Source organism: Sneathiella sp., from assembly GCF_041689005.1.
Lineage (GTDB): Bacteria > Pseudomonadota > Alphaproteobacteria > Sneathiellales > Sneathiellaceae > Sneathiella.
In genome coordinates, this window is record NZ_JBDNHC010000175.1 from 14474 (window position 1) to 29511 (window position 15038).

General features: G+C 52.9%; 15 protein-coding genes. 7 read left to right on the forward strand and 8 right to left on the reverse strand.

Annotated features, from left to right (window positions below; translation table 11 throughout):
- The first annotated feature begins 168 nt into the window (after nt 1-168).
- Entirely contained in the window at nt 169-1140 is a 972-nt protein-coding gene (locus ACESNI_RS18530; protein WP_373089795.1) for an MBL fold metallo-hydrolase, read from the forward strand.
- Nucleotides 1141-1219: 79 nt separating this feature from the next.
- On the opposite strand, the gene ACESNI_RS18535 is transcribed toward ACESNI_RS18530, so the two are convergent.
- Both ACESNI_RS18535 and ACESNI_RS18540 read right to left on the reverse strand, forming a co-directional pair.
- A complete protein-coding gene (locus tag ACESNI_RS18535; RefSeq protein ID WP_373089797.1) occupies nt 1220-1804 on the reverse strand; it encodes a hypothetical protein in 585 nt (194 codons plus the stop codon).
- Between the two features lie 289 nt (nt 1805-2093).
- Entirely contained in the window at nt 2094-3704 is a 1611-nt protein-coding gene (locus tag ACESNI_RS18540) for a winged helix-turn-helix domain-containing tetratricopeptide repeat protein (protein ID WP_373089799.1), read from the reverse strand.
- A 209-nt stretch (nt 3705-3913) separates the two neighbouring features.
- On the opposite strand from ACESNI_RS18540, the gene ACESNI_RS18545 reads away from it, so the two are divergent.
- From ACESNI_RS18545 to ACESNI_RS18555, 3 genes are all read left to right on the forward strand, one after another.
- On the forward strand, nt 3914-4513 hold the full coding sequence (locus tag ACESNI_RS18545; protein ID WP_373089801.1) for a DUF1326 domain-containing protein: 600 nt from the start codon (nt 3914-3916) through the stop codon (nt 4511-4513).
- A gap of 2 nt (nt 4514-4515) precedes the next feature.
- Complete coding sequence (locus ACESNI_RS18550; RefSeq protein WP_373089803.1) at nt 4516-5316, forward strand: DUF2182 domain-containing protein; 801 nt, start codon at nt 4516-4518, stop codon at nt 5314-5316.
- A gap of 235 nt (nt 5317-5551) precedes the next feature.
- Nucleotides 5552-6496: an ABC transporter transmembrane domain-containing protein gene (locus tag ACESNI_RS18555; RefSeq protein WP_373089805.1), complete on the forward strand. Its 945-nt coding sequence runs from the start codon at nt 5552-5554 to the stop codon at nt 6494-6496.
- A gap of 73 nt (nt 6497-6569) precedes the next feature.
- Here the strand turns inward: ACESNI_RS18555 and yghU are convergent, their stop codons facing one another.
- Together yghU and ACESNI_RS18565 are read right to left on the reverse strand one after the other, a co-directional pair.
- Entirely contained in the window at nt 6570-7445 is an 876-nt protein-coding gene (gene yghU, locus ACESNI_RS18560) for a glutathione-dependent disulfide-bond oxidoreductase (RefSeq protein WP_373089808.1), read from the reverse strand.
- Between the two features lie 589 nt (nt 7446-8034).
- Nucleotides 8035-8934: a PRC-barrel domain-containing protein gene (locus ACESNI_RS18565; protein WP_373089810.1), complete on the reverse strand. Its 900-nt coding sequence runs from the start codon at nt 8932-8934 to the stop codon at nt 8035-8037.
- A 334-nt stretch (nt 8935-9268) separates the two neighbouring features.
- Between ACESNI_RS18565 and ACESNI_RS18570 the strand changes: the two genes are divergently transcribed.
- Genes ACESNI_RS18570 through arsB form a run of 3 tightly spaced genes read left to right on the forward strand, consistent with a single transcriptional unit; the run spans nt 9269 to nt 11105 of the window.
- Nucleotides 9269-9634, forward strand: coding sequence for an ArsR/SmtB family transcription factor (locus ACESNI_RS18570; protein ID WP_373089812.1), 366 nt, complete (start codon nt 9269-9271; stop codon nt 9632-9634).
- Nucleotides 9631-10041, forward strand: a complete 411-nt coding sequence (locus tag ACESNI_RS18575; RefSeq protein ID WP_373089814.1) for an arsenate reductase ArsC — start codon at nt 9631-9633, stop codon at nt 10039-10041. The genes ACESNI_RS18570 and ACESNI_RS18575 overlap by 4 nt, the downstream gene beginning before the upstream one ends.
- Nucleotides 10038-11105, forward strand: coding sequence for an ACR3 family arsenite efflux transporter (arsB, locus tag ACESNI_RS18580; protein ID WP_373089816.1), 1068 nt, complete (start codon nt 10038-10040; stop codon nt 11103-11105). Before ACESNI_RS18575 ends, arsB begins: the two co-directional genes overlap by 4 nt.
- Nucleotides 11106-11137: 32 nt before the next feature.
- On the opposite strand, the gene ACESNI_RS18585 is transcribed toward arsB, so the two are convergent.
- From ACESNI_RS18585 to ACESNI_RS18600, 4 genes are all read right to left on the reverse strand, one after another.
- Nucleotides 11138-12736 carry an AMP-binding protein gene (locus tag ACESNI_RS18585; protein WP_373089818.1) on the reverse strand — a complete coding sequence of 533 codons (1599 nt, stop codon included), beginning with the start codon at nt 12734-12736 and terminating at the stop codon, nt 11138-11140.
- Complete coding sequence (locus tag ACESNI_RS18590) at nt 12736-13452, reverse strand: ABC transporter ATP-binding protein (protein WP_373089820.1); 717 nt, start codon at nt 13450-13452, stop codon at nt 12736-12738. The genes ACESNI_RS18585 and ACESNI_RS18590 overlap by 1 nt, the downstream gene beginning before the upstream one ends.
- Complete coding sequence (locus ACESNI_RS18595) at nt 13449-14213, reverse strand: ABC transporter ATP-binding protein (RefSeq protein WP_373089822.1); 765 nt, start codon at nt 14211-14213, stop codon at nt 13449-13451. Before ACESNI_RS18595 ends, ACESNI_RS18590 begins: the two co-directional genes overlap by 4 nt.
- The coding region (locus tag ACESNI_RS18600) for a branched-chain amino acid ABC transporter permease (protein ID WP_373089824.1) at nt 14210-15038 on the reverse strand (829 nt) is incomplete at its 5' end. The genes ACESNI_RS18600 and ACESNI_RS18595, both read right to left, overlap by 4 nt.

Genomic DNA, 15038 nt, shown 5'->3' on the forward strand with positions numbered 1-15038 from the left:
TAAGGCGCGGGCCCTGATCACAATATGGTGATTTATTGGCTTTACCCCGTCGTCGGGGAAAGTAGCCCTTGCAATAATCGGCCTGCCACAGCCATTATATTAGGGATTTTCGATACTTATTTTGGCTGCGTGGTCAGTTTAAACAAGCAAGCTAACGGGAGCTTTATCATGAGAACATGGGAATTATTGGCAGCGGCGGCGGTCCTTGCGATCGCAGGTAGCGGCATAAATGCCGCGGCGGCGGAAAATGTAAAAGTCACCCCGCTTGGCGGACAGGACGGTGAGTTTTGCAAGCTTGACCGGGCGATGCTGTTTGAGGACCCGGATGGAACGCGCCTGCTCTACGATCCGGGCATGACCGTTGCCGGACCGGAGGATCCGCGTCTCGGAAAGGTTGACGTGATCTTGATAAGCCACATGCACGGGGACCATGTTGGCTCCCGCCATAACAAAGCGCCGAATTCCGGAAGTTGCGATAAGCCGGATCTTTCCGTTGATGCTGTTCCCAATACCAATGCGGTCGATATCGCCCTCGCGAAAAAGGCTAAATTCGTCACGGGAAGTGAAATGCCGGCCTTCTTTGCCAGTAAATTGACGGCATTGGGGGGCGATCCGAAGATGTCCGTTCTGGCACGGTTTGGCGGCACGGTTAAGGTCGGCGGTGTCGAGATCTCCACCGTTCCGGCGCTGCACAGCAATGGCGTGTCCCCAAGCTTTATCGGCGGTGAACTCGGAGATGCCATGGCGGCGGCGGGAATAGCCGGGGACGTCGGTCAGGCAACCGGGTATATTTTGAAGTTCTCGAACGGATTGGTGGCCTATTTATCCGGCGATACCGGAATAACCGCCGAACAGGACTTGGTCGTGCGGGGTTATTACAAGGCTAAGCTTGCGGTCATGAACATTGGAGACAATTTTACGACCGGCCCAACTGAGGCCGCCTATGTCATCAACGAGATGATCAAGCCGGCGTCGGTTATCCCGTCCCATGCCAATGAGGTTGCAACCGAGGGCGGTAAGGTGATTGCGGGCACAAAAACCGAAACCTTTCAGAAGGAAACCAATGTTCCAGTGCATCTGCCATTAAGCGGAAAAACCATGGAATTCGATGCCCAAGGGATGTGTGTTGCCGGCTGCTGAGCTGCTGACCCCTAGATCATAAGAAAATTGAGCGCCGTTACGGGCGCTCAATTTTTTTATTCGGGTTTTGCAGGAAGCTCTAGATTTTTTTCCTGAACGACAAATGTCCGCTCAGATCAACGACCTTCCTTTTATGGTCCCCACCCATTGTACCGGCCCACCAGGCGGCGACCGCGGATAACAGGGCAGTTGCACCACTGATAAATGTGAAGATAACCGTGCTGTTGTGCTGCAGGTTTGTCAAATTTGCCGGGTTTTCATACGTATCTGTCTGAATGGCAATATAGCTTGCGGCAAACGCAAATATGGCAACGGCAATAAAAACCATCACCGTGCTGATTGACCAGACGACAAGACCATGCAAGCCATCCCGGATATCATTTTCATGGTCCTGCAATTCAATGGTGGGGGAGCGCATATATCCTGCTGTATATCCCCCGGCGAGGGACGCCAGCAATTGAACCCACAGCAACCAGATGCCGGCCGCAATAACGCCCCAAGACGCAATAGATCCTTCACCGCGCAACGGCGCGCTCGCCGATAGGCCAAGCGCACTGCCAAATTGAAGCAGGACAATGGAAATCGCCAAGGCGATTGTTGTTCCCGCGATAACGGCGCTCCACTCAAAGCCATGAGACAGAACTGTTTTTTCTGATACTACCATCTTCGGACCCTCTTTTTAAGCCAGCCCAATGAAGGACAGTATGGCCATAATTATGACAATCAGGCCGACGATATAAATAATCTGATTCATGATTTCATCCCATGTTTGGTTAAAGAATAAGCAGAAGGATAATTATGATCGGTATTGGTATGCCGATCAGCCACATCAGGATTGCTGGCATAGCTAGGTCCCCTTTCTCTTGCATGTCCCTGCGGTTCGTTTGCAGTACAACTAACGCAAGGAGGAGAAATTGGTTCCTTCGCCTTTATTAAAAATCAGGCGGAAAGCATCATTCCTTAAGGCCGGCCTTGTAAAGACCGTCCATAATATGGGCAAAATCGTCCGGGGCGGCATTCCATTTGCGCAGCTCCGCCGGGGCCGAAAATCCGGGTTTAAGCTTTTGCGCCATTTTCAGCGATGCGTTCGCCTCCGGCCGTCCCAACTGGCCGAGTGCCGCGGTATTGAGAAGATGCGTCCAGTAAAAATCGGGCATGCTTATCCGTTCCACGTCGGCGAGCACGTCCTGATAGGCATGGTGGTGATAATGGTAGCGGGCGGAGGTAAAATGGTACCAGCCGGGGTGCAGCGGATTTAATTGCCGGGCCCGCATGGATAAATCGAATCCGCGTTCGAACTCTCCCATAAAGGCAAGATAGTGGCCGATATCTGCGAGGATCTCCGGGTCGTTCGGGTTGAGGTTAAGAGCACGCTGGGATTCTGCCTCGAACTTGTCGTTCTCGCCTCGGAAAAAATGGACAATCGCCAGCCAGCAATGGGCATAGGCATTTTGAGGGTCGAGATGCGTTGCCGTTTGAGCCATCTCCAGGGCGCGTGCGACGGGTTCGGGACGGGGGTTTGTTTCAAAGCGATGTTCGGCCAGATAGACATTCGAAAGCAGGGCATAGGCATCGGCATAATTTGGATCAATCGAAATGGCCTTCTCCAGATAATCCCGGGCTTCCGCATGCATTTTTGCGCTAAGAGATGAGGTGTAGCGCCGCGCATGAAGGGCGCAATCATAGGCGTCGAGTTCAGAGGGCCTTTTGCGCATGGCCCGTACCAATGCGGCGTCCTGCATTTTAACGCCAAGAGATGCCGCAATCATCTGGGTCACTTCATCCTGGACGGCAAAAATGCTTTCGATCTCGCGATCATACTGGCCGGCCCATAATGACTCGTCTGTTGCCGCGTCCATGAGCTGCACGGTGATACGCATCCGGCCCCCCGCCCGCCGGAGACTGCCATTGACAATATAATCGACATTCAGTTCCGCCGCGAGCCGGGCCAGCGTGATATCCCGTGTTTTAAACTGGAAGGAGGATCCAGGAGCGACGACCCGAAGCTCGCGAAAATGTGTCAGGTTGGCAATGATATCTTCGGTCAGGCCATCCGAGAAATATTCATCAAAATCGTTACTTAAGTTCTTGAAGGGAAGAACCGCCAATCTCGGCATCATCGTTGATCCGGCGGGATTGCCATCCATAACGACCGCCTTTACAGCCCTGTTCGCGGTGGGGTCCCCGGCCGCGTCAGGGTCTTCAAGCTCGAATTTCTTAGGGCCGCCTGTCATCGGAACGGCACATTCCTCGTTTTCCGAGCAAACATTCCCGATAAACCTGAACCCCCGTCGCGGGACTGTCCGGATTATTGCCTGAGTGTCGCCGGTATCGCCGACCGCGCGCCGGGCGGCAAAAATTCGGCTGCTGAGTGTTGTATCGGAGATCGCGCGTCCATCCCAGACCGCATTGATAATATCGTCTCTGGATACAACTTTGTCCCTGTTCTTGATCAGATACTGAAGCAGATTGAAAACCTGTGGCTCGACGGCAACGCGGTCATCCGCCCGGCGTAACTCAAAGATCGCTGTGTCCAGGGAATAGTCGCCAAACCGGTAGATCATCAATTACGGGGCCTTTCCGTGAATAAAAATCATTAGATTCTCAAGAAAATCCCAAGCTTCTCTTCAAGCAACGCACAACCGGGCTCTCTATTCTGTAACAGATACCAAACGAAAATTATATAGATCGCGCGCAATGCCGCAAGAAGAAAGCCGAAACAGACATCTTTGGTAAATACCGATAACCCAATATTTAGGAAGAGGAAAACATCATGTCCTGGTCATTAAACGGAACATATTTTGAAAGCTGCAACTGTGAAGTCGCCTGCCCCTGTCTTTTCCTGAGTGATCCAACGGAAGGGGACTGCACGGCATTGGTCGGCTGGCATATCGAAGACGGCAGCTTCGACGATGTTGCACTCTCGGGGCTGAATGTCGCGCTTGCGGTTCATTCGCCGGGGAATATGGCGAAAACCCAATGGAAAGTCGCCGTCTATGTTGATGAACGCGCGAGCGAGGCGCAAAACGGAAGCCTGCTGAAGATTTTTGGCGGGCAGGCCGGAGGGCACCCCGCTCGACTTGCTACTCATATAGATGAAATTATCGGGGTTAAATCGGTGCCGATCAATTTTGCGGCCGGCAACGGCAAGCATTCCCTGAAAATTCCCGAGATTGCCGACGTTGAAATTATGCAAGTTACAGGGCAGGGCGACGGGCCGATCACTATTGCGGGTCATCCTCTCTGTATTGCGCCGGGCTTCCCGGCAACAGTGTCGAAATCCACCCATCTTTCCTATAAAGACCATGGTATGTCGTGGGATCTTTCGGACAAAACGGCCGTGTTTTCGCCCTTTGCCTACCAGAGCGAATAATCATGTCAGATCCGCAGCCTGCCAATCCCGTGTCCCGGTTGAAAAGTTTGCCACCCTTTCAATTTCTTCTGACGCTGGGGGGGCCGATTGTTATCGCCGTTGTCTGCTGGATTTATCTTGCCGTGATGATGGCCGATATGTCGGCAATTCCGGGCATGTCGTCGATGATGATGATGAAGCAGCCTTTATCTCATCCGGGGTATCTATTCGGGCTGTTCATCATGTGGGCAATAATGATGGCGGCGATGATGGTGCCGACAGCGGGAACTATGATCACGGCCTATGCGCGCATGCGGTCTGCGGATCGACAGGAAAGCGGCCGTTCGCTATCGGTTCTCGTCTTTGCAAGCGGTTACGTTGCAACCTGGGCGGCCTATAGTGTGGGGGCAACAGTCCTCCAAGCGGTGCTCACCGAGCTAGCCTATCTATCGCCAATGATGATGAAAATCGTACCAGGTCCCCTTGCGGCGGGCGTTCTTATCACCGCCGGCATTTATCAATTGATGCCTCTCAAGCAAAGATGCCTTCATCAATGCAGAACCCCGATTGCCTTTCTCATGACCGAATGGCGGGAAGGGGATTGGGGTGCTTTTGTCATGGGATGGCGGCACGGGGTATATTGTGTCGGCTGTTGCTGGGCGCTTATGGGGCTCCTATTCGTAGTTGGCGTTATGAATATATACTGGATCATTGCAATAATGATCTATGTCCTGATCGAGAAAGTTGTTCCCTTCAGCCCGATCGTGTCAAGGCTGGTCGGTGCGGGCATGATCGGTATGGGCCTTTGGATGATCACGGCTTGACAGGTATCGACCACATCACCTGAAGATCAGTCCATTGCAAGCCGGAAGCCGTCAATCGGCACCTGCCTTGTAATTTTCGTTTTCCGAATACCATATATAGATATTGCCGAATTGAATTATGCGTCCTCTTATGGGCTGATACAAATGAGATGCGTCTCATCTGGCGGTCTGATATCCGGGGTGACTTCCTTATCATTGCATGCCAAACTGAAGGCCGTGAGGAGAGGGAAACTGTATGCCGGAGAAATTATTTTCGTTCATCTTGAAGACAAGCCTCCGTCAGCAGATCATCGTTTCCGTTCTTTCGGTCGCCGTTTTTCTGTTAACGCTGGTCCCTCTGGAGTTGCAAAGGCGGATTATCAATAACGCGACCACTAATCAAAATGTTGATTTGCTGATCGGGCTGTCACTGCTTTATCTGGTGGTCGTTATTATGCAGGGCGGACTTAAGTACCTGATGAATATGCGCCGGGGGCGAATTGCCGAGGCGACCATCCGGCTTTTAAGGCATCGTGTCATCGCCGGGACCGAGAGGGAGGCGGCGGGCGACCCCTCGGATGAAGCAGAATCGGAAGGAACAATCGTCTCCGTCGTTTCCGCAGAGGTGGAGCCGCTTGGCGGGTTCGTCGGCGAAAGTATTTCCGGCCCGGTCCTGCAGGGCGGAATATTGATCAGCGTATTGGGATATATGGTGTGGGTGCAGCCAATGCTTGCCCTATCGGCGATCGGCCTGATTATTCCTCAATTATTATTCGTGCCGCCCATCCAGAAAATTATCAACGGCAAGGTAAAGGAGCGCATTGAAATTTTGCGAGACCTCGGCGAAGCGATCGTTGATCGCTCCGGAGATGACAGCGCAGAAGAGCCAAATTCGCCGGAAGAATTCACGCCGCAGATAGAGGAAATATACCGCCTCCGCATACAAATATTCCGGTGGAAGTTTCTGATGAAATTTCTGGTGAATTTGCTGGCGCATCTTGGCACCATCGGGGTCATTTCAATCGGCGGGTGGCTTGTCATACAGGGGGAGACGGAGATCGGGACTATCGTGGCCTTTGTCTCGGGACTACAACGTATTGGAGATCCCTGGCGGTCGATGGTTTCCTATTTCAGGCAAATCACCGATGCACGCATAAAATATGACCTCATCCGCGTTATTCCAGAGCATACATCGTCATAATCGACACATTTTAAAGATCCGAAGGGGAAAGGCGGCCACCGCCGCAATTCCCCCCGGAACGATGTTTATGTTATTATTTTTCCGCGTCGATCTTGTCTTGCGTCTTGGTTTCAAAGTCGCTGGCATCATGACGTTCGTGAAGTTGTCCTTCAGGTGCGCCGGATGTCTTGTTGACCATTCGGCCGCGCTGTACGGCTTTACGTTCCTCAATTTCCTGCGTCCATCTTCCAAGATGTTTATAGGATGCGGTGTCGAGAAATTCGGCGGCTTCATATGTCCGGTTTAAAACAAGGGAGCCGTACCATGGCCATATTGCAATGTCGGCAATTGTATACTCATTTCCACACATAAACTGGTTATTTTCCAAATGCCGGTCAAGAACATCCAATTGACGTTTCACCTCCATAGCAAAACGATCGATGCTATATTCGATTTTGACGGGGGCATAACTATAAAAATGACCGAACCCGCCGCCGAGATACGGGGCACTGCCCATCTGCCAGAATAGCCATGACAAGCATTCAGGACGGTCCGCCGGATCACTCGGAAGGAAGGCGCCGAATTTTTCTGCGAGATACAGCAGGATCGCCCCGGACTCAAAAACCCGGACGGGTTTTGCGGAACTATAATCCATGAGGGCAGGAATTTTGGAATTTGGATTTATCTTGACAAAGCCACTGCCAAACTGGTCACCGTCTCCGATTTTGATCAACCAGGCATCATACTCTGCGCCCTCGAAACCCCGCGCGAGCAGTTCTTCGAGCATCACAGTCACCTTCACGCCATTGGGGGTCGCAAGCGAATAAAGCTGCAACGGGTGCTTGCCCACCGGGAGTTCCTTGTCATGGGTCGGGCCAGCAATGGGGCGGTTGATGCTTGCAAAGCGCCCGCCGCTTTCTTTCTCCCACTTCCAGACTTTAGCAGGTGTGTAAGGTGATGTTTCATTCATTTGTGGACTCCTTGCCATCATTCGGCGTGATTAAAATGGGTGCCAACGTCTCATTCGCTGATTAATTCATAGTGGACTTAATTTACCGGGGCGTCCACCGACAGGAAGAGGGGTCAACGAAGGGTATGGACTTTTTGCTTCTTTTTGTTTCATAGCGCTGACTCCTCAAAATAATCACTCGCAAAAACAAATCAATCCCCCTGAATGAGGACGGGCGGATCCTCGTCCAAATTCGCGTTTCCAATAATTAATCCACAGCTTGTGCGAACGGAAGGCAAAACATGCGGATTGCAGTTCGGTCTTCCTGCCATTACTTCGGGGCTGACCGTTATAACGGCGCTTTTTCGTATTTGGAACGGAAAGGCCCGCGCGCAAAACCCGATCAACGCTTGGCCTTGACGGCAAACCTGTCGCCCGAAGTTACTAATCTCTATCAAGATGCATCGACCGCGGATGAAACTGATGAATGATGCCAAAATAAAGAGAGCCGGCGTCCATCAACATACCTGTTGGCAAGACGCCGGCTCCCTATTGCTAGTCCCCACCAAGCGATAATATACTGTCGCAGGGTAGTACTGGGGTAAGCTTATTAGTTAAGTTTATAGGCTGGCTTTTTCTCCAGGTTTTCCTTGGTCGCGTCGATATATACCTTGAAATCATCGCCATCTTTTTCGCGCATGATATTGACTTCGTCTAGGCCGACTGCGATCGGATGTTCGCCCATTCCGAGGAAGCCGCCAACGTCGATAATCAGCTTGTCTACCTTGCCGTCATCGGTCAGGACAATATCGCTGATTTCACCAACTTCTTCGTCGTTGCTGCCCGTAACGTCAAGGCCCTGGAGCTTGTCGGCTGTCAGCTCTTCCGGCTTGGCTTGCATATAGCCTTCTGTTTCAATCATCGGGCGGTTTAGCCGCACGCTGTCATTATCGAGCTGCGATCCCGCCTTTTTGGTGGTATTTATGGCCGTGCCGGTCGCCGCAGTTTTAGTAGGCTTCATGTTGCCCGACGCCTTCATCCCCATGTCTTTCACGGAGTCAGGGGCTTCAGCCATGCTTTTCAATGACTTTTTGGTTCCTTTAACAACGATGAAATATTCATCCTTGTTGTTTGTTTCCCAAACCCGCTTGAACTGGTCCTTTTTCAAGGCAACCGTTTTCTCGCCAAGGCCAAGAAATCCGCCAACATCCACAAGAACGGCATCAATAGAGCCATCCGCGTTCAAGACAACGTCGCTCACTTCACCAATATCGTCCCATTTTTTGACAACGCCATTTTCAACGCTGGTCTTTTCGGTCCATGCGTCCCATTCGTCGCTTTCAGTCGCATAAACATCCATGCCGATAAGCTTTGACATATCCATGGCGCCATTTTCAACCTGGCTTGTGGCCGAGTTTACTTTCTGATCGCTGGCGGCGTAACTGGTTGCTGCCATGCTAACCGATCCGAGCAGTACAGCCAAAGCAGTAGCCTTAATAACATTACGCATATCGTTCTCCTGTAATTGTTTATAATGTCCCAAATTCGTATCTGTCCATTTCGGGACGTTTACGGATGATCAAACGCAGTAATCGTTAAATGGTTCCAGAATTCAGGGCGGAATTAAAAGATGCCAACTACAACTTAAGGTGCGTAGGGTAATTTTTGCAAGCGCGAGAAGGCGGGTTAAACGGGCTGTAACGGGCTGTTGGCTGCGGGACGCAGGAAGGAATTGCGGGGGTAAAGAGCGCTCGGTGCAGATGGCGATATTTTATCCTTAATCGACATGTATTAATGTGTCGATAATTCTTGACAGATTAATATATGTCGATCATATTCGACATATGAGAATAGACCAAGCCATAGACGCCTTCGCGGCGCTCGCGCAGGAATCGAGGTTACGGGCCTTTCGGATACTAGTCGAGGCCGGACCATCCGGCCTGGCTGCGGGTATTATCAGTGACAGGCTGGGGATAGCCCATAACTCGCTCTCTTTTCATTTGGCACATCTGACTAAAGCTGGCTTGATCAAACCCCGCAAAGACGGGCGCAAGATAATTTACACTGCCAGTTTCGAATGTGTCCGCGACTTGATCCGCTACATGGTCGACAACTGCTGTGAGACCGACAATGTCTCCTGCCACATGGATGCAACGGGCGCGACGGAAATTATTGAGTTTTTTACAGGAAAAGAGTGTGCCGGAAAATGATGCGCGTCCTCTTTCTATGTACTGGTAATTCCTGTCGCTCAATTATGGCGGAAGCCATCCTCGCCCAATTAGGCAAGGGCCGGTTTGAAGCGGTAAGCGCAGGGAGTGATCCCGCTGGTTATGTACATCCAAAATCTATCGAGACGCTGAAGCGACACGGCTTTAATCCGGGCAAGCCATACAGTAAATCATGGGATGAATTTGCGGATCAGCATTTTGATCTCGTCATTACTGTCTGTGATGCCGCGGCGTCGGAAAGCTGCCCGTTGTTCCTTGGACAACATAAAAAAATGCATTGGAGTACTCCTGACCCCGCAAAAGCAAAGGGCGCGGAGGAAGATGTCCTTGCCGCCTTTGATGACGCCTTCACCATGCTCAAGAACAGGATTGAAACAGAATTGCTATGACAGAAACACAGTCACCTCTCGGGTTTTTTGAACGCTACCTTTCATTATGGGTGGCGTTCTGTATTGCGGCTGGCGTCGGACTGGGTGTTGCCAAACCCTCCCTGTTTCAGGCGATTGCCGAAATGGAATACGCTCACGTCAATCTGGTGGTGGCGATCTTCATCTGGGTAATGATCTATCCGATGATGGTGAATGTTGATTTTGCCTCCCTCAAGGATGTTGGGCGTAAACCTAAGGGACTATGTATTACGCTGGTGGTCAATTGGCTTATAAAACCGTTCACAATGGCGGCGCTCGGTGTGCTGTTCTTTGAATATGTCTTTGCCGGACTGATCGCGCCTGAAACAGCCAAGGAATATATCGCCGGGATGATCCTGCTCGGCGTTGCGCCCTGTACGGCAATGGTGTTTGTCTGGAGCCAGCTCGTCCGGGGCGATGCCAATTACACATTGGTGCAGGTTTCCGTCAACGACATCATCATGATCTTTGCCTTTGCGCCACTCGCCGCTTTTTTGCTGGGTATCAGCAATATATTTGTGCCATGGGAGACATTGATCCTCTCGGTTGTCTTATATGTCGTCATTCCGCTGGCGGCAGGCTATGTCACGCGCAAAATGCTGGATGGCGCGGATAGCCCTGAGCGGATAGGCCGGTTCACCGAGAAAATTAAACCGTTCTCGATCATCGGCTTGCTGGCAACGGTCGTTCTCTTATTCGGCTTTCAGGCGCAAACCATACTGGATAAGCCTCTGGTGATCGGACTGATTGCCGTCCCGCTGATAATCCAGAGCTATGGTATTTTCTTCATTGCTTACGGCTGGGCTTATGTGTGGCGGGTGCCGTTCAGCACTGCCGCCCCTGCGGCCCTTATCGGCACGTCAAATTTCTTTGAACTGGCGGTTGCGGTCGCCATCAGCCTGTTCGGGCTGCATTCCGGCGCGGCATTGGCCACCGTGGTTGGGGTGTTGGTCGAGGTGCCAGTGATGCTGACCCTGGTGGCCCTCGCAAATCGGACCCGCATATATTTTCCGGGATCCAGTGACGCCCGGCAAACTGAAAGCTGACGTCATTCAGCCTGACGCACATCTATACTGGATCACGACAGCAGGGCGCTTGCCTGATCACGTAGTTTGGTTTTCTGGATTTTGAGGCCATTGGCGCTTTCGGTGGTCGGGAAATTATCGATCGTAATGACGCGAAGGGGGACTTTATAATGCGCGAGGGTTTCCCGGGCCTGACTCAGGATATTGTCCTCGAGGGGAGGGCTGGCGGGGTCTGACGGAATAACAAAGGCCACGGGCCGTGTCTTTCCTTCATATTCAATACCGACCACTTGGCATTTGCCGACAGTCTCGTTCCGCTCGATAACTTCTTCGATTTCCTTGGGGTCCGTGAGAAAGCCGGAGAGGCGCAGGAAATCCCCGTTTCGGGCCAGATACACAAAGGTCCCGTCGCCCCGCAGGTAGCCCGCGTCATTGCTGTGAAAATAGCCTTCCCTGTCAATGGCTTTTGCGGTTGCCTCTTCATTGCGGTAGTAGCCGGCAAAGTTGGTGGGCGTGCGGAACTCCAGCACGCCGACTTCATTGACGGCGCAAAGCTTGCCTGTTTCGGTATTTCGAACCCGGATCTCCGCCATTGCCCCACTTACTGGTTTTCCGCCCCCCTGTAGGCGCTGCTCGATGGGAAGGGAGAGAGGCTGAGCCGAATAAATTGCGTGCAATTCACTGGCCCCGTAAAGGCCCGCCAAAGGCACGCCCGCCACAGCCATCTGATGAAGTTTTTCTTTCAGGCCCGGCGTGAAAGTGGCAAATCCGCAGATCCGGGCATGGGCGAACGCCTGTGGATTGGCCTGCCATATCTGGTGATACATCTCGTCGCTGCCAAACATATGGGTTATGGCATTTTCCTTGGCGGTTCGGGTCGCTAGCTCCGTCTGGAATTGCGTATTCAGGTAGACCGGAGCCCCGCCTGCAATGGCGGCCAGCGTCGGATTCAAGCCAAAGACCCCGCAAAATGGCATGACAGCAAGATACCGGGCCTTAACACCATCGAAGCCGAAGGCGGGGGCGCAGTTATTTGCATGCAGTCCAAGGGTGCGCTGTAGATGCAAAACCAGTTTTGGTGCGTTAGTGGTGCCGGAGGTGGTAAACAGCAGAACGGAACTGTCTGGCGCCGCTACCACAGGAGGAGTTGGAAGGCTAGCATCCGGTTCGAAGAAATCAATGGCAATATCATTAATGGCCGGCAAGGGCTCCGGTCCTTTGTCGATGCAGGCCAGCATTTTCAGGTCCGGCAGCTCGGCAAACACAAGTTCCGATATCAGAGTATAAAAATCGGTGTAATTATTCTGTCCTTCAAAAATCAGCATCTTTGCGCCGCTGGACTTCAGAATATGATGGAGCTCCGCGGTGCGATAGCGGGTATTTACCGCCGCGACGATGGCCCCAATTCGGGCACATCCGAATAACAGCATCATCCATTCGGGTCTGTTGGGCAGCCAGATCGCCACCCGGTCCCCGGCGACAATCCCGCGAGATGCGAGCCAGGCGGCACTTGCCGAGACCGATGCCTCGAATTCCGAGGGGGAGATCGCGTTGCCCTCTTCGGTCACGAAAATCGGTCGCTCATCACCTGCGACCTCCGCCGTCACCCGGTCGGCAATGGCGCTGTCAAAGGTAAGGTTTGTAAATGCCATCAGTAAAGCTCCATCAGGCGCTCATTGTCTTGCAGTTCTTCAGGTGGGCCTTCCCATATCATTGCGCCCGACTTCATGACCACGGCGCGGTCGGAGATTTTCAGGGCCTCCCGTACATTTTGTTCGACGAGAAGGACGGATAACCCTTCGCGTTGCTGGAGAGCCCGGATGGGGGCGAGCAAATCCTGAAACAGTTTCGGGGCCAGTCCAATGGAGGGCTCGTCCATAAGTAAAATGCGGGGGCGGTTGAGAAGGGCGCGGCCGATAGAGACCATCTGTTGCTGCCCCCCCGATAAGGTGCCGGCAGGACGGGTCAAAAATTCCTTGATGGCGGGCAGAATCTCCAGCACCCATTGAACCCGGTCCGGTTGCTGTTTTTTGGGAATGCCGGCGGCCTGCATGCCGAGGGTGAAAATATCGTTCACGGACAGGCTCGGGAAAACGCCTCGTCCCTCGGGGACCATGGCGACGCCACGGCGGGAAATTTCCCGGGCGGTGTCGTTCGTTGTCTGCTGTCCGTCAATTTCGATGACGCCCGACTCTGATGCCAGCAGCCCAAACAGGCATTTCAGCAACGTCGATTTCCCGGCGCCGTTGTGACCGATGAGGCAGAGCACTTCATCCTCGCGTAGTTCAATCGATATGTCGTTGATTGCCGGATGCCCGCCATATCCGGCGGTGAGGTGTTGCGCGGTCAGAACTGCCGATTTTGTCATGCCTGTTCTCCGAAGTAAATTGCCCTGAGAGCAGGATCGTTCAGCACGATTTGCGGTTCGTCATCGGCCAGTAATTTTCCCCGGTCCAGAAAAGCGATACGATCGGAGATGCCGATAACGATATCAAGGTTATGCTCGATAATGCATACGGTAACCCCCTGCTTTACCTCTTCGCGCAGGATCTCCAAAAACTTTTCATAGGAATTTGGGTCCAGCCCCGAGGCGGGCTCATCCAGCAGCCACAGCTGTGCCTCGGTTGCCATGATGCGGGCAAGGGATAGGAATTTACGCTCCGCATAGGCAAGGTCCTTGGCGCGCATTTTCCGCTTTGAAAACAGGTCCGTCCGGTTCAAGGCATAGTCGACCCTGTCACGCCGGGCCGCGCGGCGGCTCCGGGTCAGGGGGACGGGGAAGGAGTTGGCCTCAAGCGAGGTCAGGATATTATCCTCAACGGACATTTCATTGAACAGGCGCAAGTCCTGAAAGGTTCGCAGAATGCCAGCGCGGGCGGCCTGATAGGGCTTGATCCGGTTGATCGGACTGCCCAGCCAGGTGATCGAGCCGCTATCTTTCGTGAGTTCGCCGGTAATGACGTTAAAAAGCGTTGTCTTGCCGGCGCCATTGGGGCCGACCAGTGTCGTAATAATTCCCGCCCTCAGATCCATTGAAACATCGTCAACGGCCTTGACCCCGCCGAACGCCTTGTCGACATTGCGGATTTCCATAAGGACGGCTTGCTTGACATCGATCGTGGCTGTCATTTTTCTTTTCCTGTCTCGGAATGCTTCTTGCGGCCAATGATGCCCCCGGGGCGGTAGATCATCAGCAACGTCATGCCAAGACCGTATACAATTTGCTGAATGGATCCGATCTCTGTCTGAGGAAGGAAGTCCATATAGCTGATCAGGCTCGGCAGGATAAGCAATAATGCCGCACCGATAATCGGGCCGACCTGTGTGCCGGTGCCGCCGATGATCACCATCGCCATGATCAGAACGGAAGTGTCGAGCTTGAAACTCTCGACATTGATGAAGCTGAGATAACTGGCATACATAACGCCCGCAACTGCCGTCAACGCGGCGGAAATAACAACAGAGATGGTTTTTATGAGGGGCACGTTCTTGCCGAAGGCCGCGGCGGCACTTTCGCTATCACGGATCGCCCGCAGGCTACGACCAAAACTGGAATGCACAAGCCGGTTGATAACAAAGAGGATTATGATCAGCGCGCCAACGGTGAGAAAAATGAACTGGCTTGGCTTGAAGACGTCAAAGCCCGCCACATCCAGCGGCGGGATGCCTATTAATCCGCCGATGCCGCCGGTCACGGATTTCCATTCGGAAAAAATCGTCACCGCAAGCACCTGCAGGCCGAGGGAGGCGGCGACGAAATACTCCCCTCTCACTCTCAGGGCGGGCAAGGCCAGAATAAGCGACAGAAACGCCCCCGCGACCATGGCAACGGGCAGGGTGACGAAGATCGATGTGTTGAAATGCATCGCCGCATAGGTTCCGGCATAGGCCCCGACGCCAAAGAACACGGCATGGGCAAGCGAGTAAATGCCTGCATATCCCATGATGAAATTC

What these genes read in the sequence shown, in the direction of transcription:
- ACESNI_RS18530 (WP_373089795.1), top strand. Translation starts at nt 169, where the DNA reads ATGAGAACATGGGAATTATTGGCAGCGGCGGCGGTCCTTGCGATCGCA.
- ACESNI_RS18535 (WP_373089797.1), bottom strand. Translation starts at nt 1,804, where the DNA reads ATGGTAGTATCAGAAAAAACAGTTCTGTCTCATGGCTTTGAGTGGAGC.
- ACESNI_RS18540 (WP_373089799.1), bottom strand. Translation starts at nt 3,704, where the DNA reads ATGATCTACCGGTTTGGCGACTATTCCCTGGACACAGCGATCTTTGAG.
- ACESNI_RS18545 (WP_373089801.1), top strand. Translation starts at nt 3,914, where the DNA reads ATGTCCTGGTCATTAAACGGAACATATTTTGAAAGCTGCAACTGTGAA.
- ACESNI_RS18550 (WP_373089803.1), top strand. Translation starts at nt 4,516, where the DNA reads ATGTCAGATCCGCAGCCTGCCAATCCCGTGTCCCGGTTGAAAAGTTTG.
- ACESNI_RS18555 (WP_373089805.1), top strand. Translation starts at nt 5,552, where the DNA reads ATGCCGGAGAAATTATTTTCGTTCATCTTGAAGACAAGCCTCCGTCAG.
- yghU (WP_373089808.1), bottom strand. Translation starts at nt 7,445, where the DNA reads ATGAATGAAACATCACCTTACACACCTGCTAAAGTCTGGAAGTGGGAG.
- ACESNI_RS18565 (WP_373089810.1), bottom strand. Translation starts at nt 8,934, where the DNA reads ATGCGTAATGTTATTAAGGCTACTGCTTTGGCTGTACTGCTCGGATCG.
- ACESNI_RS18570 (WP_373089812.1), top strand. Translation starts at nt 9,269, where the DNA reads ATGAGAATAGACCAAGCCATAGACGCCTTCGCGGCGCTCGCGCAGGAA.
- ACESNI_RS18575 (WP_373089814.1), top strand. Translation starts at nt 9,631, where the DNA reads ATGATGCGCGTCCTCTTTCTATGTACTGGTAATTCCTGTCGCTCAATT.
- arsB (WP_373089816.1), top strand. Translation starts at nt 10,038, where the DNA reads ATGACAGAAACACAGTCACCTCTCGGGTTTTTTGAACGCTACCTTTCA.
- ACESNI_RS18585 (WP_373089818.1), bottom strand. Translation starts at nt 12,736, where the DNA reads ATGGCATTTACAAACCTTACCTTTGACAGCGCCATTGCCGACCGGGTG.
- ACESNI_RS18590 (WP_373089820.1), bottom strand. Translation starts at nt 13,452, where the DNA reads ATGACAAAATCGGCAGTTCTGACCGCGCAACACCTCACCGCCGGATAT.
- ACESNI_RS18595 (WP_373089822.1), bottom strand. Translation starts at nt 14,213, where the DNA reads ATGACAGCCACGATCGATGTCAAGCAAGCCGTCCTTATGGAAATCCGC.